This window comes from Mucilaginibacter kameinonensis (assembly GCF_003675385.1).
Classification (GTDB): domain Bacteria; phylum Bacteroidota; class Bacteroidia; order Sphingobacteriales; family Sphingobacteriaceae; genus Mucilaginibacter; species Mucilaginibacter kameinonensis.
Map to the genome: position 1 here is coordinate 679,171 of NZ_RCWZ01000001.1, position 19,290 is coordinate 698,460.

At 44.9% G+C, this 19,290-nt stretch carries 17 protein-coding genes; 11 read left to right on the forward strand and 6 right to left on the reverse strand.

Features of this window, described 5'->3' with window-relative positions:
* Positions 1–80 precede the first annotated feature (80 nt).
* Together EAH55_RS03055 and EAH55_RS03060 are read right to left on the reverse strand one after the other, a co-directional pair.
* Positions 81–1,538: a DUF1501 domain-containing protein gene (locus EAH55_RS03055; protein WP_112574662.1), complete on the reverse strand. Its 1,458-nt coding sequence runs from the start codon at positions 1,536–1,538 to the stop codon at positions 81–83.
* Between the two features lie 4 nt (positions 1,539–1,542).
* Positions 1,543–3,861 carry a PSD1 and planctomycete cytochrome C domain-containing protein gene (locus EAH55_RS03060; protein WP_121808433.1) on the reverse strand — a complete coding sequence of 773 codons (2,319 nt, stop codon included), beginning with the start codon at positions 3,859–3,861 and terminating at the stop codon, positions 1,543–1,545.
* 334 nt (positions 3,862–4,195) lie between these two features.
* On the opposite strand from EAH55_RS03060, the gene EAH55_RS03065 reads away from it, so the two are divergent.
* Positions 4,196–5,038 (forward strand): hypothetical protein, encoded by an 843-nt coding sequence (locus EAH55_RS03065; protein WP_121808434.1) that lies wholly within the window; start codon positions 4,196–4,198, stop codon positions 5,036–5,038.
* Positions 5,039–5,056: 18 nt separating this feature from the next.
* On the opposite strand, the gene EAH55_RS03070 is transcribed toward EAH55_RS03065, so the two are convergent.
* Entirely contained in the window at positions 5,057–6,886 is a 1,830-nt protein-coding gene (locus EAH55_RS03070) for an FAD-dependent oxidoreductase (protein ID WP_121808435.1), read from the reverse strand.
* 108 nt (positions 6,887–6,994) lie between these two features.
* On the opposite strand from EAH55_RS03070, the gene EAH55_RS03075 reads away from it, so the two are divergent.
* Both EAH55_RS03075 and EAH55_RS03080 read left to right on the forward strand, forming a co-directional pair.
* Positions 6,995–7,516: a YfiT family bacillithiol transferase gene (locus tag EAH55_RS03075; protein ID WP_244228085.1), complete on the forward strand. Its 522-nt coding sequence runs from the start codon at positions 6,995–6,997 to the stop codon at positions 7,514–7,516.
* 198 nt (positions 7,517–7,714) lie between these two features.
* Entirely contained in the window at positions 7,715–8,029 is a 315-nt protein-coding gene (locus EAH55_RS03080) for a low molecular weight protein tyrosine phosphatase family protein (protein ID WP_121808437.1), read from the forward strand.
* A gap of 124 nt (positions 8,030–8,153) precedes the next feature.
* Here EAH55_RS03080 and EAH55_RS03085 read toward each other — a convergent pair whose 3' ends face one another.
* Genes EAH55_RS03085 through EAH55_RS03095 form a run of 3 tightly spaced genes read right to left on the reverse strand, consistent with a single transcriptional unit; the run spans position 8,154 to position 12,374 of the window.
* Complete coding sequence (locus tag EAH55_RS03085) at positions 8,154–9,242, reverse strand: acyl-CoA dehydrogenase family protein (RefSeq protein ID WP_121808438.1); 1,089 nt, start codon at positions 9,240–9,242, stop codon at positions 8,154–8,156.
* Positions 9,243–9,277: 35 nt separating this feature from the next.
* The gene (pnuC, locus tag EAH55_RS03090; RefSeq protein ID WP_121808439.1) at positions 9,278–9,910 is read right to left on the reverse strand and encodes a nicotinamide riboside transporter PnuC; all 633 of its coding nucleotides are present in this window, start codon (positions 9,908–9,910) and stop codon (positions 9,278–9,280) included.
* 10 nt (positions 9,911–9,920) lie between these two features.
* Complete coding sequence (locus EAH55_RS03095; protein ID WP_317127552.1) at positions 9,921–12,374, reverse strand: TonB-dependent receptor; 2,454 nt, start codon at positions 12,372–12,374, stop codon at positions 9,921–9,923.
* A gap of 376 nt (positions 12,375–12,750) precedes the next feature.
* On the opposite strand from EAH55_RS03095, the gene EAH55_RS30795 reads away from it, so the two are divergent.
* From EAH55_RS30795 to EAH55_RS03130, 8 genes are all read left to right on the forward strand, one after another.
* Positions 12,751–12,909 (forward strand): hypothetical protein, encoded by a 159-nt coding sequence (locus EAH55_RS30795; RefSeq protein WP_162996734.1) that lies wholly within the window; start codon positions 12,751–12,753, stop codon positions 12,907–12,909.
* Positions 12,910–13,154: 245 nt separating this feature from the next.
* The gene (gene aspS / locus EAH55_RS03100; RefSeq protein ID WP_121808440.1) at positions 13,155–14,900 is read left to right on the forward strand and encodes an aspartate--tRNA ligase; all 1,746 of its coding nucleotides are present in this window, start codon (positions 13,155–13,157) and stop codon (positions 14,898–14,900) included.
* 64 nt (positions 14,901–14,964) lie between these two features.
* A complete protein-coding gene (locus EAH55_RS03105; RefSeq protein ID WP_121808441.1) occupies positions 14,965–15,429 on the forward strand; it encodes an FKBP-type peptidyl-prolyl cis-trans isomerase in 465 nt (154 codons plus the stop codon).
* A 79-nt stretch (positions 15,430–15,508) separates the two neighbouring features.
* Complete coding sequence (locus EAH55_RS03110; protein ID WP_121808442.1) at positions 15,509–15,964, forward strand: FKBP-type peptidyl-prolyl cis-trans isomerase; 456 nt, start codon at positions 15,509–15,511, stop codon at positions 15,962–15,964.
* 20 nt (positions 15,965–15,984) lie between these two features.
* Complete coding sequence (locus EAH55_RS03115; protein WP_121808443.1) at positions 15,985–16,452, forward strand: FKBP-type peptidyl-prolyl cis-trans isomerase; 468 nt, start codon at positions 15,985–15,987, stop codon at positions 16,450–16,452.
* A 126-nt stretch (positions 16,453–16,578) separates the two neighbouring features.
* Positions 16,579–17,178, forward strand: coding sequence for a tRNA-(ms[2]io[6]A)-hydroxylase (miaE, locus tag EAH55_RS03120; protein WP_208644779.1), 600 nt, complete (start codon positions 16,579–16,581; stop codon positions 17,176–17,178).
* Positions 17,179–17,380: 202 nt separating this feature from the next.
* Positions 17,381–18,562 (forward strand): sensor histidine kinase, encoded by a 1,182-nt coding sequence (locus EAH55_RS03125; RefSeq protein ID WP_121808444.1) that lies wholly within the window; start codon positions 17,381–17,383, stop codon positions 18,560–18,562.
* A gap of 5 nt (positions 18,563–18,567) precedes the next feature.
* The gene (locus tag EAH55_RS03130) at positions 18,568–19,269 is read left to right on the forward strand and encodes a LytR/AlgR family response regulator transcription factor (protein WP_121808445.1); all 702 of its coding nucleotides are present in this window, start codon (positions 18,568–18,570) and stop codon (positions 19,267–19,269) included.
* Positions 19,270–19,290: the final 21 nt, after the last annotated feature.

The following is a 19,290-nucleotide window of genomic DNA, read 5'->3' on the forward strand; positions in this document are numbered from 1 at the left end:
CGCCACGGGATACGCAGCGTATCCCGCGGCAGTATTTTGTTTTAAAGCCCTCTCCTTTGGAGAGGGTTGGGTGAGGCCTTTTATGCTATGATACCCTTCACCACATTGCCCGCCACATCTGTTAACCGGTATCTCCTGCCCTGGCTTTTAAAAGTTAATTTTTTATGATCGATACCTAATTGATTTAAGATGGTGGCATGGAAGTCATGCACGTGCACCGGGTCTTTTACAATGTTGTATCCAAACTCATCTGTTTCGCCGTAAACTATACCCGGTTTAATACCACCTCCGGCCATCCAGATGCTGAAACAGCGCGGATGATGATCGCGGCCGTAATTGGCTTTTTCCAGTTTGCCCTGGCTGTAATTGGTGCGGCCGAACTCGCCACCCCAAATAACTAAGGTTTCATCTAATAGTCCTCTTTGTTTTAAATCGGTAACTAATGCTGCCGATGCCTGGTCTACATCTTTGGCTTGTCCGGCCATTTCCTGCGGAAGGTTACTGTGCTGGTCCCAGCCCTGATGGTAGAGCTGCACAAAGCGTACTCCGTTTTCAGATAGCTTACGGGCCAGTAGGCAGTTAGCCGCATAGGTGCCGGGAATGAGACACTCCGGCCCGTACATCTTCACAATATCATCCGACTCCTTGCTTACATCCATAATTTCGGGTACGGCGGTTTGCATGCGGTAAGCCATTTCATACTGCTGCACCTTGGTGTTTATTTCCGGATCGCCAAACTCTTTATAGTTCATGTCGTTAAGCTCGGCAAGTTTATCCAGCATTTTGCGGCGCTCGTGGCGGTTTAACCCTTCAGGATCATTCAGGTACAATATTGGGTCTTCACCGCTGCTGAACTGTACACCCTGGTGAATAGAATCTAAAAATCCGTTGCTCCACAGCTTGGAGTAAACCCCCTGTCCGTTTCCTTTTCCCTTAGATAGTAATACCGTAAAAGCAGGTAAATTTTTATTCTCGCTGCCGAGGCCGTAGCTTACCCACGAGCCCATGCTTGGGCGGTTGCCCTGCTGCGCCCCGGTTTGGAAAAATGTAAGCGCGGGATCGTGGTTGATGGCATCGGTGTTGAGGGAGCGAATGATACAAATATCATCGGCAATTTTGCCTATATGCGGAAACATATCGCTGATCCAGGCCCGTGATTCGCCGTATTGTTTAAAATCATAAAACGAACCCACCAGCGGGAATGAAGCCTGTTTGGCTGTCATGCCGGTGAGGATCTGGTTACCGCGGACAGAGGCCGGTAATTCCTGCCCCATCATTTCGCGGAGCTTGGGCTTATAATCAAATGACTCTAACTGCGATGGTGCCCCATCCTGGAACAGGTAGATCACCCGTTTGGCTTTTGGCGCAAAGTTGGGTATGCCGGGGATAAAATCCGCCTCGGCTTCATCACCTTTTCCGCTAAACAGATCCGGGATGAGCAACGAACCCAATGCTACGCTGCCAATACCCAAACTAAGTCTTGAAAGGAACCTGCGCCTGTTAATGTTAAGCCTGTTTTCTAAAAAATCTTTTTCCATGAGCTCAGGTTTTTGTTATTGCTTCTTCCAGGTTATACATGGTGTCAACCACTTTCATCATGGCTGCCAGCGTTACTTTATCCAAATTGGGCGGTACCGGGTACTCGCCTACAGTCAGTAGTTTTTCAGCATCGGCCTTTTTCATCGTTTTTAACTCATCTGCATAGTATGAAGTTAAAATAGCCAGTTCTTTTTGCTGCGGATGGCGGCTCAGGATAAGCCTGAAAGCTTTGGTGATTTTTTCTGCCGATGTGCTTTTATCCTGTAATAGTTTGGCTGCTAAAACCCTTGCGCTTTCCAATACAGTTGGATCGTTAAGCATAACCAAAGCCTGCAACGGCGTATTGGTACGGAGGCGCTTTACTTCGCACTGGTCGCGGTTACTGGCGTCAAAAATACCCAATGATGCCGGTGGAACCGTACGTTTGATCAAGGTATACATCCCCCTGCGGTACAGGTTAGGGCCATGCACCTGCTTATAATTTGCCAAAATTCCCCTGCCCGATGTGGCGTTTTCCCACAAACCGGGTGGTTGATAAGGGTTCACACTTGGCCCGCCAATGGTTGGATTAAGCAAACCACTGCTGGCTAAAACCAAATCGCGAACAAACTCTGCAGGCAAACGACCCCGTGGGCCGCGGGCTAATAAGGTATTATCAGGATCTTCTTTTAGCTTTTCTGGTGTTGTAATGGCCGATTGCCGGTAGGTGGCCGACATTACGATCTGTTTTACCAGTCGTTTGATGTTCCATCCATGATCACGGAAATCAATGGCAAGCCAATCCAGCAGTTCAGGGTGCGATGGTAAATCACCCTGCATCCCGAAATCGCCGGAGCTTTTTACAATACCCTTTCCAAAAAACTCCTGCCACATCTGGTTTACAAACACACGCGCGGTAAGCGGATTGTTTTTATTGAACAGCCACTCGGCCAAACCTAAGCGGTTTTTAGGATAGTTATTGGTAAATGGCAGTATTGATTTAGGTGTACCAGCCTGTACTTCATCTCCGTGAGCGTCATAGTTGCCGCGTTTAAGGATATAGGTTGGTCGTACCTTGTCACTATCGGTCATGATAGATACGATGAGCTTATCCGTATCGCGCTTGTTCACAAAGGTCAGGATCTTTTTAACATCGTCGTTACTGATCTGCATCATCGGATTTTTGGCGTAGGTTTCGGGCCCGCCCACGGTTGATTGCAGGCCAACTTCTTTCACATTGTTAAAAAAGGCGTAAACCTGGTAGTATTCTTTTTGCGAAAAAGGATCGTATTTATGATCATGACAATGGGCGCATTCAAGCGTAACGCCCAGCATGGCCTTTCCAAATGTATTGGTGCGGTCGGTTACATAACTTACACGGTATTCTTCGTCAATTACGCCACCCTCTTCGGTTATTTTATGGTTACGGTTAAAGCCAGTGGCCAGCAATTGTTCCTTCGTAGCGTTTGGCAATTGATCGCCGGCCAGCTGCCAGGTGATAAATTTATCGTAAGGAAGGTTTTCATTATAAGCATGGATCACCCAGTCGCGCCATGGCCATTGGGTGCGGTAGTTATCATCCTGGTAGCCATGCGAGTCTGCATAACGGGCAACATCCAGCCAGTGCAGCGCCATTTTTTCGCCGTATTGCGGGGTTGCCATTAGCTTATCCACCATTTTTTCATAAGCGTTAGGGCTTTTATCGCCTAAAAACTCATCCATCAATGCAATGGATGGCGGCAGACCGGTAAGATCAAGCGAGATACGTTTCAGCAAGCGTTCTTTATCGGCTTCGGGATTAGGTTCGAGGTTAGCCCGCTCCATTTTTTGCAACACAAAATTATCGATGGCGTTTTTAGGCCATGTGGTATTTTTTACCTGCGGAATGGGGTAATTGTGCGGTGCAACAAAAGCCCAGTGTTTTTCATATTTGGCACCCTGTTTTATCCATTTATGAATGAGCTCAACCTCGTAAGGCGATAACCTTTTGAGGTTTGACGATGCAGGCGGCATCTGCTCGGTTGTGTCCTTAGTAGAGATACGGCGATAAACCTCCGATTGCATGGGTTCGCCGGGAACAAGGGCATGCGATGATGGATTATCTTTTAATGCTTTATAAGCGCTTTCGGCAATGTCCAGTCTTAGGTCTGCTTCGCGATGGGATGCATCGGGGCCGTGGCATTTAAAACATTTATCTGAAAGGATTGGCCGGATGTTAAAGTTGTAGCTGATGGTATCAGGAACCTGTTCTTCGGCCACCCCGCCCGATGAATGGCAGGAGTAAAGCGTGTACAGCATGCAAATGGCTATTGTGAGCCACACATAATACAACTTCCGGTACATGGGTTTAAAATTGGTTAAGCAGATATTAAAGTTATGTAATTTGTACTACAATTTGCAAATGCATATTTGTATCCCAAATCGATTTTCCGGGCTCAATATAGGATGAAAAACTTAATGTTCATACATTTTGTATAAATGTTTTTACATATCAATTAAAAAGGACTTTATCTAATTTAATAAACCGGGAAAAGCATATAAGCGATAAATAGAGGATTTTAGCTAACATTTAGTTGTTTTTATCGTAAAAAGTGAATGTTCAAAGCTGTAGATTTACATCCTTTAGCTCTGAAAAGAGGTTTCATTATCGCCCCCAATAATTGGAATTTATATCTGAATGAAATTAAAATTAAGGCTTCTGCTACTATTGTTATTGATAGTAACAACCGGTTTTGGTTTTTACCTGTACCAACGTTATTCGCTGGAGAAACGGCATGTGCTTGTGCCCGAAAAAAAGCATAAGAACGATACTTTACGTGTTGGGATCATCGGCGACAGCTGGGCCACCGGCATTACCATAGATACCATTATCAGAGATGAATTTAAAAAACGCGGCATCAACACAGACGTGATAGCCTTTGGTCAGCCGGAAGCAAAAACAAAAGAGATTTACGATAACCTGTACGCCAATCCCGGTCAACCATTTTCAAGTAACGAAATACTGCACCATAACTTAGACTATTGCATTGTTTTGGCCGGCACCAGTGATGCAGAGGGTGAAATGGGCGCTAAGTTTTATGCCTATTATTGTTCGCTCATTATCAGCGATCTGGCCCGTAATAATATCGAGCCGGTTTTTGTAACTATGCCCGAGTTTGGTTTTAAAGAAGAAAAGGATAGCCTTGATATTTTGAAGAAAGTACGTAATGAGCTTGCATCACTGCTTATTGATAATGGCAGCACCCATAACCTGGACGGATACCGTAAACAAGCCAATGAAATGCTGAAAGACACCCGCCTGAAGGATTCGACCATTGTTGTGCCATTTAACCTTGTGTGTGATGATTACGAAAAGCATAAAATATTATACCGTAATACAGGCCACCTTTCAACCATCGGTAAGCAAAAGCTGGGGCGTTTGATTGTTGAATATATCCTTGATAAGGAAAAGGCATCTCAAGGCAAAGCGTTTAACGCTCATGTTGAGACTGAACCGGCAAAGCGAAGTAAAAAAGCTTAATTGTTCGGAAAATACTTCTTAATTAACCATCCTTCCTGCAATATCTACCGATCGCGCAAACGGATTGAAAAACCTGTTGGCCAAAATAGCAAACTCGCGGCGGGTTACCGGGCGTTTCGTATCAAATTGAGATGTAAATTTATATTGTTCCTTCCAGGCTTTTTGCATAGCAATTTCCAGCGTGTGCGGGTCTGTTAGTGTGGTTTCGCTGATGAAGGATAGCAGGTTGCCTACAGTAAATACAGCGCCAGGCTTTTCTTTGTTGAACCATAGAAAGCCACGGGTATAGGTTTCTTCCAGTGTCGGCTTAATTTCGGCCGTAGCAACCAACGAATCGGGCTGGAAAAGTAACCGGGTAGAATTACCCTCTGTTTTTTGTACCCCTTTTAATAACCCGGAAGCTCCTACCTGCTGTATCGCCCTGAAATAGGGATCGTTTGGTTTGATATCGGTAAAAGGGATAAGCCATGCTTTAAAGTCGAGCAGTTCGCCCTGGATTATCCGTACGTTTAAGTTTTGTGTAGTGGTTTTAAAAAACGCGCAATAGGCTGCTGTAGCTCCAGCCCCCTGTCCTATAGCCATTTGTACCGATGGATACATAGTGCTTGCATTTACAAGATGCGTTACCGACATGGTTTTTTCGGTTACCAGCAAATTATCCAGATCTTTTAACACAATAGTCCCAAGCGGCACGCCATAAGCCGGGAAAGACGGATAGTTTACTTTCGGAGCTCCTGCATCGGTATAATGCTGGCCCGGGTAGGCATCGCCAACGGCAATTGCAGTACGATAAAGTTTTGATTCGCGGTTGTAAGGTTTGTACACATCATCCAGCATCATCCGTACCAGACCTTTTGTAGCACGACCGGCTTCGCGCAAATACGGGATATATGGTAAATGATCGGGCGTGGTAAAACCGTCATCTACTCCAAGGTTTTTATAGCCGAGTTCGGTTTGCAGATAGTAGATCAATCCCAAAGTGTGCAGGCGGGCTTTGGCATAAAAGGCTTCCCGGTTTTCGGGCTTTAAATTATCGACGGTAACCGGGAACTGGTTCCCGCATTCAGCCCATTTGATCATGTATTTGTCGTTGGGTAGTTTGCCATCGGTAAGCATTTGCTTAATATTTTTTCCTTTAAGGCAGGCATAAGCCGAGGCATCATAACCTTCGGGTTTGGGAATAGTTTTATCGGCCGAAACGCCAAAATCTTTCAAAATGGCAATCCATGTTAAATCCTGTAGTTGCGCCGATTCATTATCGGGTGCCAGGGCTTCTGTAGTTTGTTTTTTACTGTCGAAACCATAAACAAAAATTTCGCCTGCTTTGGCGGCAACATCACCGGTTTCGGTAGCGTCAATAACTACTTTGGCCTTTACGGTGGTTGTTTTCCCGTCGAGCGAGATGCTCACATCCCAGCCTGTCCCATCTTTTTTTATACCAGTAAATGGAGTGTTTAATTTTACGGTTAGATTTTTTACCGTATCGGTTATTTTTTTGAGGATGGCCGCGCCGGTATAAGGCTCAAATCTTAAAGTGGCGTTATAAGCAGTATCGTAGCCTGGTGTTTTACTGTAGAAATCCCTTACCCTGCGCCTGAATTCGCCCCAGATGCCTGTGGGTAAATTGCGGTTGCCCTCAACGATGCACATGCCGCCCGCGGTCATGCTGCCTCCAAGCCAGGGGCCTTGTTCAACCAGCAAGGTTTTGAGTTTGCTTCGTGCGCCCTGTATGGCCGCCGCTGTACCGCTTGCGCCTCCGCCTATTACTAATATGTCGGTTTTAATGGTTTGCGCAAAGGATAGCGTACAGTTAAAAACTAAGAGTACAGCCAGTAGCTTTTTTATCATCAGTCAAATTAAACAATCTACAGAACGCTAAAATAGGCCAAAAGCTTGTGGTACTATAAAATAATAACTAATTTAAATTTTTTAACATTTATGATGACAGATGAACAAATGAGATACCCAATCGGGAAGTTTGCGCCCCCGGCTTCATACACCGCCGAAGATGTGCGCGGATGGATCGAAGATATAGCCACCCTGCCGGGGAAGTTAAGGCACGCCATCACCGGGCTTAATTACCAGGAACTGGATACGCCATACCGTACCGGGGGCTGGACAATACGCCAGGTAATTCACCATTTGGCCGATAGTCATATGAATTCTATCACCCGTTTTAAGCTTGCCCTTACCGAAGATAACCCAACCATAAAACCCTATGAAGAGGCCGATTGGGCGTTACTGCCCGATTATCGCCTGCCGGTTGAACCATCATTAAAAATGCTTGAGGGCATCCATCAGCATTTTGTAGCCCTGTTTGAAAGTTTTACCGAAAACGAATGGGCCCGCACATTTGTACACCCCGCATCCGGTGAAACTATATCGCTAAAAAAAGGCCTTGCTACGTATGCGTGGCACAGTAATCACCACCTGGCACATGTAACTGAGACAGTAAAAAGGTTGGTGAAAGTGAGCTGAAAGCCGAAGGCTCAAAGCAAAAAGCTTTTGAACGATGTGGGTATTTTAATTGTCCTTTAGTAACCCATGTCATTGCGAGGAGCGAAACGGGATGAGCCCGAGGTGCGACGTGGCAATCGCATGCTATACAGGGCGAATATGCTTCCGTGCGATTGCTTCGTCGTTCCTCCTCGCAATGACATTTTTATTTAATCCCCTATGCCCAACCTCCTTTTCATCTGCAGTAAAAACCAGTGGCGAAGCCCAACGGCTGAGGCTTTATTCAGGAACCATCCTGAACATAAAGCTTCGTCGGCGGGGACGAGTGATAAAGCACGGGTAAGGGTGAATCAAAAAATGATAGACCGGGCTGATGTGATCTTTGTGATGGAACAGAAGCATAAGGAAATACTGAAACAACGCTTTAGCATAAATGGCAAACAACTAATTGTGCTTGATATTGAAGATAACTACCAGTTCAATGATCCCGAACTGGTAGCTATTTTAAGAAATGTGCTGAGCGGGTATCTCTGAGAAGTTGTTTAGGATGTCTTTTTAAGTAGAGACGCATAATTGCGTCTCTCGTAGGATAGGCAACTTGTACGTCATTTTGCTATCGTAAATAGCATGAGGGAGACGCAATTATGCGTCTCTACTTTTAGTCTTCAAACGTTAACAACGAATGTTGCCCTGCCGTATGAAGATCCCGCCATACCTGGTTGATCTCGGTGTCCGGGTTTGCTGCCGATAACCCGCAATAAGTATAAAGTTTATCTACGCTATCTCTTGATGTTTTGGCCAGTTTACGGCTCATGACACTAACCTCCTGCAAGCCATTTTCACCACCGACAGATTCAAAGTTATCCCATGAGTTATCAACAGCTTTATAAAACGCGGCGCGGATTTCATTAACCAATGTGGTTTGTTCAGCCAGTAATTGTTGGATATATTCCTTTTGGGGATCAGTTAGCCTTGGGTTTTTCATGCGCTCATCGAAGGCTGGTACGCAGAGGTCAAGAAAATGCACTGCCAGGCCCGAAAGGTTGGCGGCAAGGGTAGCCTCGGCCAATTGTAAAAACGGGTAACGATATAAAGGTTCGTTTACAACCGTATACTCCGGATCGATCCTGAAACAACGGTTTTTATCAACGTAAAGATCTTTTACCTCGTAGGCGTCGCTTCCGGTGGCCATCATGCCGATATACTTCCATGCCGGAAAAACACGCACATCTTTCTTGTCGAAAACAAAAGGTAATATCAGCGGCTCGCCCTCATCATTCAGAACGGTTTCATCGCCGTTTTTGATGATGCAATTTGCCGTGATATGTGTTGCATGATGCGCGCCGCTGGCATACTTCCAGGTGCCGTTGATGATGTAGCCATCACCGCTGATGGTAGCTGTTCCGGTTGATGCGCCACTGCCGGCAAAGCATAATTGTGGGTTGGTCATGATCCCGGCCGCGAAATCGGCATTAAGGAAACCGCCAAACCAGCCGGCCCCGCTGCACAGGGTTACTACCCAACCCAAACTGCCATTTGCCCAGGCCAGGCTTTCTTCTAACCGCACCATTTGTGGTAAAGCCAGTTGCAAGCCGGAATAAGCCTGAGGTACTAAAAATTTAAACCAGCCTTGCTCATAAATAAGTGCCAGCTGGTCAGGTTGCAGTTTACCCGCCTGTTCGGCTGCCGGGGCTGCTTTCCTGATTATATCAACCCATTCGGGTTTTAAGTTCTGTGATGGATGCATTGTAAATCCCTGTTTTTAAGTAGACCGCCTAACCTCTAATCTCCAACCACTAATCTCTCTTGCTTCACTTGTTTCTTCCACTCAAAATATCCCCATATCGCTATAATAAACAGGAAGATGGTAAGCATGGCAAACAGGGGTAGTTTTTTATAAAACAATAGCGGAACAGCGAAAAAGTTGGAAATGTTCAGGAAAATCCAGTTCTCCATTTTACGGCGGGCCAATAGCCACATGCCTGCCCATGCGGTTGAAGATACCAATGCATCCCAAACCGGTACGTTTGAAGGTGTGAAATATTTGGCAGGCAGGTTTTTGATCAGGAAATAAAATAGCACCCAGCCTATAACGCTAATGGCTATACTTATCACCCATTCATTTTTTGTGGAATAAGTAATTTTTACCGGGGGCTCATTGCGTTTCTTTATCCAGTAGATCCATCCGTAAACGCTCATCACAATATAGTACCCGTTTAATAACGATTCGGCATATAAGTGAACGTCTATCAGCAGGTATATGGATATGGCTGTCCCCAGGATCCCTGCCGGGTATAACCATATATTATTTACGCGGGCAAGCAGCACTTCGGTAACACCCAGCGCAACGGCAAGCCATTGCGGCCAGGTAGTTTCCTTTATTTGTTCAATGAATAAGTCTATCCAATGATTCATTGTTGCTTAATTAAAACCCTAAACTTAACGAAGCCATAAAGTTTCGCGGTGCCTGCGGGAAGTAATAGTTATAGTTAATTACATGGCCGCCCTCAATATCCGGATAGGTAGCACCGTTGTTTTCATACTTCTCGCTGAAGATATTATTAACCTGCAGGCCAACAGTTATGTTTTTAACCGAGCGTACACTGAAACTGTACCTCAACCTCACATCGTTCACAAAAAAGCTGTTCAGCATGCGGTTGGCAGCATAAGGGTTAGCGGCATTATCCGGCGCTATGCCAAAACCTTCAGGATTGCGGTTCATGGTATTATCCAGGTATTGCTTGCCTACATATTTGCTGATGAATGCGATCTCACCGCCTTTGATCGGGCTGTAGCTAATTACGCTTGAGCCGGTGAGCGACGGAGAATAGGCGATATCCGTTTTGGCAAAAGTTTCCTCAACAAGTGCCCCGTTGTCATAGTTAGAGAAAAACTGGTGATAGTTTTTGATCTTGTTGGTGCTTAAAGTAGCCGTAACACCCCAGTTTAGCTGACTGGTAATTTTCACTTTTCCGCTAAACTCTAAACCTGCACGGTAGCTGTCTTTAACGTTGGTACGCACCGGGCTGCCTACGTCATTCAGCGAGCCGGTTAATACCAATTGGTTTTTATACAACATATAGAAACCATTCAGCTCTCCGCTGAAAACAGATGAGGCAAAACGATAGCCGGCCTCAAAATCTTTTAGGTTTTCAGCTTTCGGGCGGTTTTGCGGAGGCGACTGTACATAGTCGTCACGATTGGGTTCATGGTTACCTACCGCAAAGGATGCGTACACATTGCTATGCTCGTTAAACTGATAGGTTACGCCCGCTTTGGGGTTAAAGAAATTTAACTGTGCCGTTTGCTGTGCGTTATTAAGGTTTTTGTCGATACCAAAAAACGAATAATTAATATGGCGGTACTGCATATCGGCATACAGCAAAAACTTGTCTACATGCCATTCAGCCCTGCCAAAAATATTGAAGTCTTTCTTTTTGGCATCATCACGGTAATATTGATAATTAGGGCCAACGCCTATGCTTTCCTCGGCAGATATAATATTGCCATAGTGCGCACCTTTGTATTCGTTATAAGCGCCGCCAAGGTTGAAGTTTAGTTTTGTGGTAGGCTGATATTTTAAGGCATAGGTAACACCATAAAAATCATTATTGAGCCATTGACGGCGTACAAGGTTAGTGGTTTTAATGGTATCGGTGCCATAAATAACAGGTGTTAAGCCGTAGTTACTTACGTCGTCGTCCTTTTTATATTCCTCATAATAGCCTTCGCCATGAGTATAATGCAGGGCACCGCTGAATGATAGTTTATCCGAAAACTTTTTATCGTACAATAACTGGTAGTGGTTTTGCAGATAGTCGTCAACTTCGTCTTTATAAAACGCGTTGTTGCCCATATAGCCCAATTCGTTATAGGTGCGGTTATCCGGGCGGGTATCATCGCCTATTATATAATCAGCCACGCCGTTCCAGGCCTGGTAGGTACGCTCATGGCCCGAGAACACGTTTAATCTTAAAGTACTGTTATCGCCATAATAAGCGCCGCTCACGAAGAATGATTTTAATCGGGCCGATGCACGGGCGATATACCCGTCGGAACGGATACGGGACAAGCGACCGTCAATACTGAACCGGCCGCCAAGCAAGCCTGTTCCCATACTTACCGTATTTTTTACCGAACCGTATGAACCTGCCGAATTATCAAGCTGGGCATACGCAGTATCACGGCGGGTTGCAGTTTGTACGTTGATGCTACCACCAAAAGCGCCTGCGCCATTGGTTGAAGTACCCACGCCACGCTGAATTTGCAGGTTATTGATAGATGAAGCAAAATCTGGCAGATCGACAAAGAAAGCGCCCTGACTTTCAGCATCGTTCAATGGGATGCCATTAACGGTTACGTTGATACGGGATGCGTCTGAACCACGGATCCGGATGCCTGTATAGCCAATACCCGTACCCGCATCTGAGCTAACTACAACAGATGGCGTTTGGTTTAGCAGGTAAGGCAGGTCCTGGCCGAAGTTGTTCTTTTCCAGGTCTTTTTTGCTGAGGTTGGTAAATGCAGTTGGCGAGTTTTTGCCTGCGCGGGTGGCAATTACCGTCACCTCATCGGTTGTAAATGTTCCCGATCCTAAAGTGAAATTGAGCGCTGTATTTGCATTAAGTACCGCGTTTTTTACCAGGGACTGATAGCCAATATAACTGGCTTTAACGGTGTAATTGCCTTTTTTTAGATCGTTAAAGCTATACTTGCCGGCAGCATCAGTAACCGCACTTTGCTGTAGATTTAAAATTGTAACAGTTGCGCCGGGCAGTGCTTCGCCGGATTGATTGGTCACTTTTCCCGAAATGGAAAGCTGGGCCGATGCCATAACAGGCAACAGCAGGGCCATTGCGGCCACAAATAAATTTTTCAAAATGTGTAAAACAAAAATTTGAGTTAAACCATCTGCACGCCAGGGAGAAGCAGCAGTACACTTAACTTATTTACCTTTATCCCTACGCCGGCATTATCCGGATCAGGTGTGGGGGGAAGTCGCAAGTCGGAAATCGTTAGCCGGAAGTCGTGATTGACTTAAGACTTGAAACTTAGTACTTATGACTTACTCCCTGGGTATGATCTCAGCCCGTCTTTCAGTTTGGTAAAACAACCTATAGTTTGTTTTGCAACCAAAGCAAGGCACCCCTTGAGAATTGTATTGAGGCAAAGATATGTTTTGATTTCGGATTTTGGATGTGGGATTTCGGATTTGTTAACGAGAATGGCTAAATTTGATGAAGTCGCTATGAAAAATGAACGAAAAGCAACAAGATGATATTTACAGATTAAATGAAGAGGAGATTGAATCTGTAAAAGACGGCATTTGCCAAATTGAGAACGGCTTGTGTTTATCCAAAGAAGAAGCCGATGCCATGATTGATAAATGTCTGGAGAAACGTTCGACTAACTAAAGGAAAACTAAAAATCTCATAAGATTAATAAGACGCAAAGCAAATACCCGTCTGCCTTAATGATTTAGCGCCTTTACAAGAAATGCCCCTCCATTTGTAATTTATAAGTTTCCACCTGGGTGGTCGCAAAACCTCTTTTATAAGGCTTTATTGGCTTTTAAATTAACAGGTTACTAAATTCGAAATCCAAAATCCGAAATCCGAAATCAAAATCCTACTTTAGCAAACTTTTATAAAACATTGCTATGCTTAGAACTCATACCTGCGGCGAATTAAATATCAGCCATTTAGGCCAAACCGTTACTTTATGCGGTTGGGTACAAAAATCGCGCGATTTGGGCGGTACTACTTTTATCGACGTGCGCGACCGTTATGGTTTAACCCAATTGATATTTAACACAGATACAGATGCTACGCTGCGCGAAAAAAGCCGTGAACTTGGTCGCGAGTTTGTGATCAAAGTTACCGGTAATGTAATTGAGCGTGCCAGTAAAAATACCAAGATCCCAACCGGCGAAATTGAAATTGTTGTTACGGATATTGAAGTGCTTAACGCGGCCAAATTGCCTCCTTTCCTGATTGAAGACGAAACAGATGGCGGCGAGGAATTACGTGCTAAATATCGTTACCTCGACCTGCGTCGTAACCCTATCCGCAACAACCTGGTACTTCGCCACAAAATGGCCCAGGAAGTGCGTAAATATTTAGATAAGCTTGATTTTATTGAGGTTGAAACCCCGGTATTGATCAAGTCGACCCCGGAAGGTGCACGCGATTTTGTGGTACCAAGCCGCATGAACGCTGGCGAGTTTTACGCCCTGCCGCAATCGCCTCAAACTTTTAAACAATTGCTGATGGTAAGCGGTTTCGACCGTTATTTTCAGATTGTTAAATGTTTCAGGGACGAGGACCTGCGTGCCGACCGTCAGCCTGAGTTTACCCAGATTGACTGCGAGCTTTCATTTGTAAGCCAGGAAGATATTCTGAATATTTTTGAAGGCCTTACCCGTCACCTGTTCAAAACTGTAAAAGGTATTGACCTGGGCGAGGTTCCGCGTATGCTATATTCGGATGCGATGCGCCTATACGGATCAGATAAACCTGACGTGCGTTTTGGGATGGAGTTTGTTGAACTGAATGATATTGTTAAAGGCAAAGGCTTCAGCATTTTTGATAATGCCGAATTGGTTGTTGGTATTAACGCCAAAGGTTGTGCAAGCTATACCCGCAAACAGGTAGATGAACTTACCGAATGGTTAAAACGCCCTCAAATTGGCGTAACAGGCATGATCTATTGCCGTTACAATGAGGATGGAACATTGAAATCGTCGGTAGATAAATTCTATAATGAAGATGAACTAACCAACTGGGCAGCAGTATTTAGCGCTGAAAAAGGCGACTTAATGTTGATTTTGGCCGGAGGTGCCGATAAAGTACGCAAACAACTGAACGAATTACGTTTGGAAATGGGTAGCCGTTTAGGCTTGCGCGATAAAAATACATTCGCCCCGCTATGGGTTGTTGACTTCCCGTTATTGGAGTGGGATGAAGAAAGCGGCCGTTACCACGCTATGCACCATCCGTTCACCTCGCCTAAGCCGGAGGATATTAATCTTCTGGATACCGAACCCGGAGCAGTACGCGCCAATGCGTATGACCTGGTAATTAACGGTACCGAAATTGGCGGCGGTTCTATCCGGATCCATGACCGTGGTTTGCAATCACTGATGTTTAAGCATCTTGGTTTCTCGCCGGAAGAGGCACAAAAACAATTCGGCTTCCTGATGGATGCCTTTGAGTACGGTGCACCTCCGCATGGTGGTATCGCGTTCGGTTTTGACCGCCTGGCATCAATATTTGCCGGTCTGGATTCTATCCGTGATGTGATCGCCTTCCCTAAAAACAATTCGGGCCGCGATGTGATGATCGATTCGCCATCAACCATTGCCGAAGCGCAAATGACCGAACTGAAAATTAAAACAACGGTTTAACAAACCCAAAACATAAACTAAGCCTCCTTTATTGCAAAGGGGGCTTTTATTTGAATACCCCATCATGAAAAAATACCTTTTATTGCTAAGCGCGGTTATCATTACGCTGATGATGTCATGCGATAACTCTGTGAAATTAAACCAGGAAAGGCAGGCTAAGACAGATGATTCGCTGATCCGCGTTTACCTGAAAGCTAATCCGCAGCTTAAAGTGCAAAAGCATTCGTCAGGCATTTACTTCCAGGTTTTATCTGAAGGTAAAGGCCAGCACCCCACCGAAAGCTCGATGGTTACGGTAAATTATACCGCGGCATTATTAAATGATATGGTGGTTGATAAGGCAAGCGGCTTTTCGAGTTCATTAGACCGTTTAATTAAAGGCTGGCAAATAGGCATTCCGCTGGTTAAAGAGGGCGGTACGATATTGCTCATTGTACCTTCGGGGCTTGCCTATGGTGCTAATGGCGTAGGCCGGATTCCTGAAAACTCGGTATTGGTGTTTACTGTAGATTTAACAGAATTTAAGTAAATCGGCCAAAATAAGTTGAATGTTGTAGCGTTCTGTAGCTTTTACCCGTCAAATTAACTAAAACAGAACTATTAACTCAATGAAGAAATTTCTATTATTCGTATTCGCCCCCCTGGTGATCCTTGCTTCATGCTCAAAAGACAAATTCGACGCTTCAAAACAGGCGGCTACCGATGATGCCGCTATTAAAGCTTACATCGGTACCGATACTGCTTTTCATGCTACCGCCGATGGTTCTGGTGTTTATTATAAAATTGTAACACAAGGCACCGGCGCAAAACCAACCGCGTCATCAACAGTTAAGGTAACCTATACCGGCAAATTATTGGCCGGAACTACCTTTGATTCGGGTACTATCAACCAAAGCCTCAGCGGCCTTATCGCTGGCTGGCAATCTGGTCTGCCTTACTTAAAAGCAGGCGGGCGTATCATTTTGGTGATCCCTTCAAGAGATGGTTATGGCAACACTGCTAAAGATGGTATCCCGGCAAACTCGGTTTTGGTATTTACGATTGATCTGCTTAGTTTTAGCTGATTCAATTACCAAAGCCTGAAATGAGAAAAACCCTGTTGCTATTGTTATTAGCGCCGCTATTGGTGCTGTCTGCATGTTTTAAAGATAAATCGGCCGATCCGCAGCAAAACGTTTTGAACGAGGACGGCAATATCAAAATTTACCTTGCAGCACATCCCGAGATCAGCGCGACAAAGGATACTTCAGGGCTTTATTATCAGATCATCACACCGGGAACTGGCACCCATGCCGGGCCAAACGCCACGGTTACCATCGACTACTCGGCGCAATTGCTTAGTGGTGTAAGTATAAATGGGCAAACAGATTACAGCAATAAACTCAATGTGCTGCTCACAGGCTGGCAAATCGGTATCCCGATGATTGCTGCCGGAGGCGAGATCCTGCTTATTGCTCCTTCCCGCTTAGCGTATGGCGTATATGGCACCAGCCAGATCCCGCCTAACTCTATCGTTATCTTTGATATCAAGCTCAAAAAAATAGAGCAATAAAAAAGTGAAATAAGGCTATCCGTAAAGGATGGCCTTTATTTTTTTACCCTTCGTAGTGACAACCTTTTGTCTTTCGCCTTTAACCTTTCGCCTCCAACTTTCACTTCCAACAGTTATCTTTGTAGCGTGAGCGAGAAAACCATTTTAAAACTGCAGCTGCCTACCGATCCGCTTTGGGTTAAGAACGTGGTGGAGAGTAATATCGAAGAAATTTTGACCGATCACGCTTTTTGCGAACAAAAGGCGGCAAGTAATGCTATTACCCTTATTGTTCAAAACCCCAGCCTGAGCGAACTGGTACAGGAGATGGCGCTGCTGGTGCAGGAAGAAATGGATCATTTTAAACGGGTGCATGATATTATTCTTGAGCGTGGCTATATCCTTGGCCGCGAGCGTAAGGATAACTACGTAAATGAGCTCAGAAAATTTATTATTGTGGGCGGTGGCCGCGAAGCTCAGTTGATTGACAGGCTGTTGTTTTCGGCCATGATTGAGGCCCGCAGCTGCGAACGTTTTAAGGTACTCTCCGAAAATATTAACGATGAGCAATTGGCTGCTTTTTATCACGAGCTGATGATAAGCGAGGCAACCCACTACTCCATGTTCATTCGCCTGGCCAAAAAATATGCCGAAGAAATAGATGTTGATGCCCGTTGGAAGCAATTCCTGGAGTACGAAGCCCATGTGATCCAGAATTATGGCAAGGGCGAAACTATTCATGGGTAAGTTTCAATAAAAATGCGTCATTGCGAGGAACGAAGCAATCCCAAACTATACAGGGATGACCTGCAAATCGGGGATTGCTTCGTTCCTCGCAATGACGTTTTGTGCCTATCTTGTTATTAGTTAGCCCCAAACTCATCCACACAATTCTGTAAAATACCGACACTTGCTTTTATTGCTGTAACATAATGCGTTATTTTACATAATGTCGCGTTTTAAAGCATTTTCGGTTGTGATACATATTGCGGGGTGGCTGCTATTCATGGCCTTTCCGCTGGTATTTTTAAATAGCCGGGCTTTTTACAATACTTCCATTGCCACTTTTTTACAGAAGCCAGCCTACTGGGAGTTTTGCGTTACCTATATGGTGCTTTTTTATTCAAACGCGTACGTTTTCATCCCAAGGTTTTTCCTGAAAAAGAAATACGTTATATACAGCATCATAGTTGTGGTATTATTAGCCGGGGTTTACCTGCTTCGCCCTTTTGACAAGTTAATGCGCAGTACCGATGGCTGGCGAATGATGAACGGCATGATGATGCGGCATCGCCCTCCATTTGGTGGAGAGCGTTTTGGTAATGGCCCTTTTGGCGTTCCTCCGGGCGATACCGCCGCCGTGTTTGACCACCCGCCCTTCCGCTCTGACTCGGCCTATTTCAAAGCGCAGTCTCAGTGGCGCCGGCATCGCATGCGGCCGCTTGATAGCACCAGCCTGTTCATCTTCCTGATGATCATGGCGCTGAGCATGGCCATAAAAACGGTGCAGCAATGGCAACTGACGGAGCAACGCGCGGCCCGGGCCGAAGCCGATAAAACCAATGCCGAACTGTCGTTTCTGAAAGCGCAGATCAATCCGCATTTTTTGTTCAATACCTTGAATAATATTTATACCCTTGCGGCTATTAAAGATGATAACACGGCAGATAGCATCATGAAGCTATCAAACATTATGCGTTATGTTACCGACGATGTTGCCGAAGATTTTGTTCCGCTGCAAAGCGAAATAGATTGTATCAGCGACTATATCGAATTGCAGCGCCTCCGTATCGGTAAAAACACCAAAGTGAATTTTGAGGTTAAAGGTGATATCGACCACAAACAGATAGCCCCACTGGTAATGATGACCTTTGTTGAAAATGTTTTTAAATACGGGGTGAGTAAACATGAACCATCTGATATTGATATCAGCATAGATATCCAGGGATTGAAAATCTCGTTTTACTGCAAAAACCGCATCTTCGGTGTACAAAAAAGTGATTATCAGCGTACGGGCATCGGCATAAATAACACCAAAAAGCGCCTGGAACATTTATACCCCAACAAACATTTATTAAGCATAAGCAGTATGAATAATGAGTATATTGTTCAACTTACTTTACAAGCTTAAATAATATGGTGCTTAAATGTATAGCCATTGATGATGAACCGCTGGCCTTAAGGCTCATCAACGATTATGTATCTCGTTTTTCGGCGCTGCAAATGGTTAATACTTTTGAGGACGCCATATCCGGCGCTGAATTTTTAAAGCACAATCCGGTAGACCTGCTTTTTGTTGATATCAATATGCCCGACATTACCGGGATCGATCTGGTACGTTCGCTGGATGTAAAGCCTATGGTGATATTTACCACAGCCCATAAAAACTTCGCGTATGAAGGCTTCGAACTGGAAGCCCTCGATTATGTTTTAAAGCCCATTGATATTAAGCGTTTTACCAAGGCTGTTGAAAAGGCTGTTGATTACTACAAATACAGAAGCAAGCCCGCCGAAGAAGCGGCGGAGGAAAGCCTGTATGTGTACTCCGAATACCGTATGGTTAAGATAGATCTGGGTACCATTGAGTATATAGAAAGCATGGAGGATTATATCAAGATCCACATCACCAACGAGAAAACCATCCTTACACTGATGCCTATGAAAAAGGTATTGGAAAAACTCCCCACAAGTAAATTTCAGCGCATCCACCGCAGCTATATTGTACCTGTTAACAAGATCCGCTCCATCCAAAACCGCAAAGTTCAGCTAACCGATGTTGAGTTGCCGATAAGCGAAAGTTATAACGAATTCGCGCGCAACTGGGCAAAGCAGAAATAAAAGTATTTCAAGGGGTTCGCC